1 protein-coding gene is annotated in these 230 nt (G+C 69.1%); it reads right to left on the bottom strand.

The features are described from left to right. On the bottom strand, window positions 1-230 hold a 230-nt coding region (locus R0J92_RS27295; protein WP_411053985.1), incomplete at both ends, for a glycosyltransferase N-terminal domain-containing protein.

Here is a 230-nt window from a genome sequence, read left to right as displayed (position 1 = left end):
CGGCGCGGCCTCGCCCAGGCGGTGGATCAGGGTCAGCACCGACAGGCTCTCTCCGACTGAGGCGGCGTGAAACCAGGCCAGTCGGCCAGCGGGGCGTGGCAGCGTCGCATGGCCAAGCCGTTCGCGCACGCGCGCCTCTGCCACACCAGGCTGACGCAGCTTTCCAGCCACCTTCGACCAGACAAACGGGGCCAGAAGGGTACTGGCGCCACGGCAGAGGGGATAAAGCA

This window comes from Tritonibacter sp. SIMBA_163 (genome assembly GCF_046535935.1).
Lineage (GTDB): Bacteria > Pseudomonadota > Alphaproteobacteria > Rhodobacterales > Rhodobacteraceae > Epibacterium > Epibacterium scottomollicae.
The sequence above is the reverse complement of the archived record's forward strand: the minus strand, read 5'-3'. Positions and strand labels throughout refer to the sequence as shown.